This window comes from Bradyrhizobium sp. CCBAU 11361, assembly GCF_028128935.1.
GTDB classification, from domain to species: Bacteria; Pseudomonadota; Alphaproteobacteria; order Rhizobiales; family Xanthobacteraceae; genus Bradyrhizobium; species Bradyrhizobium niftali.
In genome coordinates this window covers 93,578-99,732 of sequence record NZ_LBJZ01000173.1, presented here as the reverse complement: position 1 = coordinate 99,732, position 6,155 = coordinate 93,578, and the positions used below count along the sequence as shown (strand labels likewise).

The window sequence follows — 6,155 nt, the reverse complement described above, 5'->3', positions numbered from 1 at the left end:
AGCGCACCGTATGTCAGGTCGTCGAATACGGTGACACTGTCGGCCTTGGTCCACAAGCCGATCATGCCGGCGTCCCTGATCGATTCGTCCTCGACCTCGAACATCGGCTTGCCGTCATACGTTACCTTGAATAGCTTTCCCGCGAATTCGCAACGCAGGGAGTGCCATTGACCTGATGGCACCGACACCTTGACGCCATAGCCGCCTTTCCGGCCGACGATATCGAGCGCGCTGCGAACACCCTTGATCGTCTTGTAGAGTACGACATTGTCTTCAAGCGCGTTGGCCCGCACGACATAGTAATTGTCGGCATCCCTTGCGCGCCAGACAATACCGGCCGCACGATCCTCGGAGCCTGCGATCGCCTTGAACTTGACCTCGACGAACCCATCTCGGATGCTGGTGCCGTTCCTGAGCGCCACTGGAAACGTCGCCTGACCGGATTGTTTCAAGACGTTCGGCTTGCTTGGCGCCGTCGACTCCAGCTCGACCGTCCATTTGGGTCGGCCACGACCCGTCATCGTCAGAGTCCAGCCTTCGGGCGCTGCGCCGGTTGCTGCATTGTCAAAATTTACAGTTTCTGCCATCGCGTTTCCTTCCACCGACAATAGGAACAACGCCGCCCCCAGGAGCGCTACGCTCAGTCTTTGCACGACGCCTAAGCTTCCCGCCTGTATTGATCGTACAGTGCTGCAGCGTTGTCCCATTTGATCGCTTCCATGTAGATGTCGACATACTTCGCGGCCGCGGCGCCATAATCCATGTGATAGGCGTGCTCATACATATCGAGCACGAGCACGGGACGTCCGCCGGCCAGCGTCGTCGTGTGGTCGGCGGCCCACTGATTGACCAGCCGCTTGTCGCGCGGCGAGTAGGACAGAATCACCCAGCCGGAACCGCCGCCTTCGGCCTTGCCCATGGCGGAGAACTCCGCGCGCCACCGCTCCATGCTGCCGAAATCGCGCGCGATCGCGTCGGCAAGTGCTGTGCTCGGCTTGCCGGCACCGCCGAGCCCGTCGAAATAGATTTCATGGAGAATCATCGAGTTTGACGCGACGAGTTCCTCGCGCTTCAGGCCGTTGATGACGAAGTTCGGAGCTTTCGCGAAGTCGAGCTCGGCGAGTTGCGTTCCGATCGCGTTGAGTCGCTTTACGGCGCCGACATAGTTGTTCTCGTAGTGGCTGACGAGCACCTTCTCCGAGATGCCGGCAATGGATTTCGGATCGAACGGCATCGGCTTGGGCTGGTATGTCATTGGCTTGGCTCCTGTTGGCTGATTGGCTTGCGCAAGGACTTGCGTCCCCGCGAGTATTGCGGTCGATGCCGCGGCGGCCCCTACGCCCCTGATGAAGTCTCGGCGGTCGGTATTCGTGGTCATGGAGTCCTCCACTTGATCGTCGTCCCCAACGGGCCCCGTGTGCTCGCTAGCTCTTGGTGCTCGCCGTCTTGTCGCGTGCGCAAATAGACCGCGCGGTCCTCGCCGATACGAACATCGACGAGGGCCGGCGCGCTGGCGGCACCAATTGACGGGACAATTTCTGTGATGAGATCGAGATGAAAGAAGACATGCGGCGTCCTTGGTGACCAGGACGCGATACTTGGGCATGTCGCCTCGCGGGGAGATCGCAAATCCCCGTGCCCCGAATTAAACGCCTGCCGGCGGCAGTGTCAATCTGCTGCGCGAGGTCGACGGGGTGACGATTTCTTGAAGAAGGTTCCGACCTTGTCGCGCACCGGGCCGTTTCGGTATTGTCCGTGCGGCTTCCGCAAGGGATCCCGAAGGAGCGAGCCAATGAGAATCAAAGCCGTCGTCTTCGACGCCTACGGAACGCTCTACGACATCCAGTCGGTCGCGGAGACCACCGAAGACGCGTTTCCGGGCTATGGCGAGATCATCACGCAGGTCTGGCGGATCAAGCAACTCGAATACACCTGGTTGCGCTCGCTGATGCGGCGCTACCAGGACTTTGCCACTGTGACGCGCGACTCGCTGGCCTATACGCTGCGCATGCTCGGGCTCGCCTATCAGAGCGAGGCATTCGAGCGCGTGATCGGGAAATATCTGCATCTCGACCTCTATCCGGACGCGACGAGCGCGCTCGCAGCCTTGAGGCCGCGAAAACTCGCCATCCTCTCCAATGGCAGCCCGGAGATGCTCGATGCGCTCGTGCGCAACTCCGGTCTCGACCGCCTGCTCGATGCCACCATCAGCGTCGATGCCAGGAAGGTCTACAAGCCGAGCCCGGAGGCCTATGCGCTGATCGGCGAGGTGCTCGGCACCAAGCCAGACGAGGTTCTGTTCGTGTCCTCCAATCCCTGGGACGTCGCCGGCGCAAAATCGTTCGGACTGAACGTCGCCTGGATCGAACGGGTGACACCCGAGGCGATGGCGCTGGCTTGCGTCGAGGCCGAACTCGTGGCACCGCTGACGATGTTCAAGGCGATCCGCACCCAGATGGACGAGCTTGGCTTTGCGCCGGACCACCGCGTCCGCGCGCTCTCCGAGCTGCTAAGGATCGCCTAAGCATCGCCGCCCGCCCATGAGTTTGGAATGAGCTAACTGGAATGAGCCTGCAATCCGTTCGCGCCTTCTTCGCCGAGAATGCCCCCGACATCTCCGTCATCGAATCCCCGATCAGCTCCGCGACCGTGACGCTGGCCGCCGAAGCCTATGGTGTCGAGCCCGGCCGGATCGCCAAGACGCTGTCCTTGCGGATCGGCGAGCGCGTGATCCTGATCGTAGCGGCCGGCACCTCGCGGATGGACAACAAGAAGGTGAAGGCGCAATTCGGCGGCAAGCCGAAGATGCTGGGACTGGAAGAGGTCGCAGAGATCACCGGTCACGAGGTCGGCGGCGTCTGCCCGTTCGGACTGAAATCGCCGCTGCCGGTCTATTGCGACGTGTCGCTGAAGGCATTCGACGTCGTGGTGCCGGCGGCAGGCTCGACCCACAGCGCCGTGCGCATTACGCCGGAGCGGATGGCCGAGCTCACCGCGGCCGAATGGGTCGATGTCTGCGAGCACAGGCCGTAACTCGGGCACGTGTACACTTTGATAGCGCTGTTAGCGGTAGCGCCAACTGAAGCGATGAGCCAACAATGCTTATGTGGCGACAGGTCCGAAGTTAGCCGCCCCAGCCGCAATAGGGACGGCAGCGATAGCCTATACGATGCGAATGGCCCCAGCGCCAGTGCGCCCAGCCGAAACGCGCTTGCACCAGGTCGCTCTCCTGCACCATCGACTTGGCGGCGCCGGACAAAGGAGTGGCGGGAGCAGCCATTGCAGGTACGCCGAGCAATATCGCGCCAATCACGAAAAGTGCGGCAGGAATTTTGGTCATGGACATGACATTCCTCCGATCCACAGCTTCCGACCACAATCAACTTGGCTGACGGCAATTTGTTGCACGGTTATGACGGTTTCGGGACGGGACGGCCGGTCGCTGAACCGCGATGGCGCCAGATGTGACGCCTGATGCATTTGCCGGTCAGGGAGGCTAATGTAGGAACCATGACCGACGACAAGGTGAAACGACGACTGACCACCGTGCTGTGCGCTGACGTGTACGGCTATTCTCGTCTCATGGAAGCAGACGAGACCGGAACGCTGGATACGCTCCGCCGCTACCGCACGGCCATTGCGCGATTGGTCGAGCGTCACGACGGCCGCATCGTGAATACCTGGGGCGATGCCGTGATCGCCGAGTTCGCCAGCGTCGTCGAGGCCGTGCAATGCGCGGTCGAGATTCAGCAGGAAATTTCCAATCAGAATTCGGACCCGCCTGATGCGAGCCCGATGCGGTTTCGCATCGGCATCAACCTCGGCGATGTGATGGTGGACGGCTCCGACATCTATGGCGACGGGGTCAATATCGCCTCGCGGCTGCAAGAACTCGCAGAACCCGGCGGCGTCGTGATCTCGAGCTCCGTCTACGATCAGGTGCACAACAAATTATCCGTTGGCTTCGACTGCCTCGGCCAGCGCCCCATGAAGAACATTGCGCCCCTGACCAGCTATCGGTTGACCCTGGGCGGCCGGACCGCCGGACAAGGGAGCTTCCCGATCGAGGAACGCCCAACTCCCCGAGAGACAGCTCGTGCTCCGCGGACTGGCGACAGGCACGAGCCATCCTCGTGGACGCAAGTCGTGTTGGATTGGCTAGCGAAGCTGCCCCGCCCGATTGCAGCAGCCCTCACGGTCTCGGCCTTTCTGATTCTGATCAACGTTTTCACCAGCCATAAGATCTGGTTCCATTGGCCAGTCGCAGCCATTCTCTTCGCTGTCGTCCTGCGGACGGCGCTTCGAGATCGACCTGAATCGGACCGCAAGGGAGAGCGCTGAACGAGGCGGCACGACCGCATCTTCGCGCCTACCGCTGCATACCATGCGCCAGAGAGCGCTAGTCGTCGTCATCGTAAGGCCGCGGCTGCGCCGGCGGAGGTGGCGGCACAGCATTGTAGCGCGGTGGCGGCGCGGCCCGCCCTCGCGGGGCCTGCTGTTGCGGCGGCATCTGGTTGTTGGACTGGAACACCGCACGGCAGCCGCTGGAGAGTTGCGGCGTGTTCTGCTGCAAGCAGGCTGTGATGCGGCTCACATCCGGAATCTGGTCGCTGCACAGGCGCCACACATCGGGTGTGCAGGCCATCTGCTGTTCCATGGTTCCGCGATATTCTTCGGCGAATGCTGCGCCTTGCGCGACGATGCCGCCAATCGCGAGCGCCACACCCAGCGCAATCCGCTCTGTTCGCATGTCTCGATTCCTTCTCGATTCCCTCGAATTCTCTTCAATCAATGAGACGCGAGCTGGTTCTGGACCAACAAAAAAATGTGAAAGCGGCGTTGGAACCTTGTTCGATTTTGCCGATCTTCACCGCTGCGATTGGCCGCGCTGCGGCGACGCAACCTCGCGCGCCGCCGTTTGCGCCACGAGATCAAGGACGGACCAAAAACGTCCTTCCGACTACGGCTTGTCGCCCGTTTCCGCGTGCCGCGCTTTCGCGTCCAGCGGCGTCATGCCGAAACGGCGCCGAAATGTCCGGTGAAAATATGAGACGTCGTTGAAGCCGGAGAGATGGGCGATGTCGCTGACCTTGGCCGCCCGGTGCCTCGGATCGCGCAGCAGCCGTGCCGCCCGCAATAGCCGCTGCTCCAGCACGAACTCCGAGAACGTGACGCCGCTGCGCTCGAACAGCAATTGAATGGTGCGAGGGCTGGCGCGATGGCGCCGCGCGAGGTCTGCAAGCGTGAGGACGCCTTCGCCGAGCCGCGCCACAATGTCGGCCTTGATGGCTTCCAGCCGAGCCGCTGCGAAGCCGCGCTCTTTCGCCTGTTCGGTGGCGTCGCGCCTGCCGCCGAGCACCAGCACCATCAAATCCATCAGGTGTTGCGAAACGGCGTGCTGCGCCAGTGCATCGAGTCCCGGGGCGTGCTGAACCGCGAAGTCGTAATATCGATGCAGCAGCGCAGTGAGCGCGGGGTTGTGATCGAGCGGTCGCGCCACGCTGTCTTCGGCATCGGGGCAATAAGACAGCAGCGTCTTGCGGTCGAACAAAGCTGCCTTGTTGCCGCCCTCCTCGAGCTGCGAGACGAATGCGCCCTTGATCGAGGCGTCGATGAGGCTAATGCCCAGCGGCGCGACTTCGAGCGCGCGACGGCCCATGACGGCGTGCAACGGCGAATCCGGCGCCATCAGCAATGCCAGATTGTCGCTGGCGTTGAGCGTCATAAATCTGATCGGCGTGCCGCTGCAGGAGGATATAGTTGCCTGCGGCAACATCAGCGCTTTGACGTCGCAGTGAAAAGAGCCGTCGGACAAAGGCGAAAGATCGGCTGCCATTACGCGGCGGCAAAACTCCTCCCGCCACATCTCATAGGCAGGCCCATGCGGCTCGCCGGCATAGCCGAGGCGCGGCGCGCCATGGATCGATTGGTCATCGGCCGCCATAGGCGCGCGTCTCCAGGCTGGTGTAGCGGAATACCAATATCGCGTTGGCGGCTGCGCGCAACGCGCCGCACACAAGGTTGCGCGCCGGGCCATCGAGCTTTGCACCTCTGTCCATTTGCTGCGTCAACGCGCCGCGCCGCTGGCCCGGCCGTGCGTGGCATCGCCGCAACAGGCCGGCGCAAACCGGCGTCCTTGCGCCTTCAGCCATAAT

At 62.2% G+C, this 6,155-nt stretch carries 9 protein-coding genes; 3 read left to right on the top strand and 6 right to left on the bottom strand.

What is annotated here, in order from left to right:
* The coding region (locus tag XI08_RS19835; protein WP_271575654.1) for a family 16 glycoside hydrolase at window positions 1–587 on the bottom strand (587 nt) is incomplete at its 3' end.
* Window positions 588–658: 71 nt separating this feature from the next.
* Window positions 659–1,255 carry a superoxide dismutase gene (locus XI08_RS19830; protein ID WP_027548195.1) on the bottom strand — a complete coding sequence of 199 codons (597 nt, stop codon included), beginning with the start codon at window positions 1,253–1,255 and terminating at the stop codon, window positions 659–661.
* Window positions 1,256–1,792: 537 nt separating this feature from the next.
* Between XI08_RS19830 and XI08_RS19825 the strand changes: the two genes are divergently transcribed.
* Entirely contained in the window at window positions 1,793–2,524 is a 732-nt protein-coding gene (locus tag XI08_RS19825; RefSeq protein WP_271575653.1) for a haloacid dehalogenase type II, read from the top strand.
* A gap of 41 nt (window positions 2,525–2,565) precedes the next feature.
* Window positions 2,566–3,033, top strand: coding sequence for a YbaK/EbsC family protein (locus tag XI08_RS19820; RefSeq protein WP_271575652.1), 468 nt, complete (start codon window positions 2,566–2,568; stop codon window positions 3,031–3,033).
* Window positions 3,034–3,124: 91 nt separating this feature from the next.
* On the opposite strand, the gene XI08_RS19815 is transcribed toward XI08_RS19820, so the two are convergent.
* A complete protein-coding gene (locus tag XI08_RS19815) occupies window positions 3,125–3,346 on the bottom strand; it encodes a hypothetical protein (RefSeq protein WP_271575651.1) in 222 nt (73 codons plus the stop codon).
* A gap of 164 nt (window positions 3,347–3,510) precedes the next feature.
* Here XI08_RS19815 and XI08_RS19810 point away from each other — a divergent pair, with 164 nt between their 5' ends.
* Window positions 3,511–4,341 (top strand): adenylate/guanylate cyclase domain-containing protein, encoded by an 831-nt coding sequence (locus tag XI08_RS19810; RefSeq protein WP_271575650.1) that lies wholly within the window; start codon window positions 3,511–3,513, stop codon window positions 4,339–4,341.
* Between the two features lie 58 nt (window positions 4,342–4,399).
* Here the strand turns inward: XI08_RS19810 and XI08_RS19805 are convergent, their stop codons facing one another.
* The 3 genes from XI08_RS19805 to XI08_RS19795 all read right to left on the bottom strand — a co-directional run bounded on the left by XI08_RS19805 (window position 4,400) and on the right by XI08_RS19795 (window position 6,059).
* Complete coding sequence (locus XI08_RS19805) at window positions 4,400–4,750, bottom strand: hypothetical protein (RefSeq protein ID WP_271575649.1); 351 nt, start codon at window positions 4,748–4,750, stop codon at window positions 4,400–4,402.
* Window positions 4,751–4,960: 210 nt separating this feature from the next.
* Window positions 4,961–5,944: a helix-turn-helix transcriptional regulator gene (locus XI08_RS19800; RefSeq protein ID WP_271575648.1), complete on the bottom strand. Its 984-nt coding sequence runs from the start codon at window positions 5,942–5,944 to the stop codon at window positions 4,961–4,963.
* The gene (locus tag XI08_RS19795) at window positions 5,931–6,059 is read right to left on the bottom strand and encodes a hypothetical protein (RefSeq protein WP_271575647.1); all 129 of its coding nucleotides are present in this window, start codon (window positions 6,057–6,059) and stop codon (window positions 5,931–5,933) included. The genes XI08_RS19800 and XI08_RS19795 overlap by 14 nt, the downstream gene beginning before the upstream one ends.
* Between the last annotated feature and the right edge of the window lie 96 nt (window positions 6,060–6,155).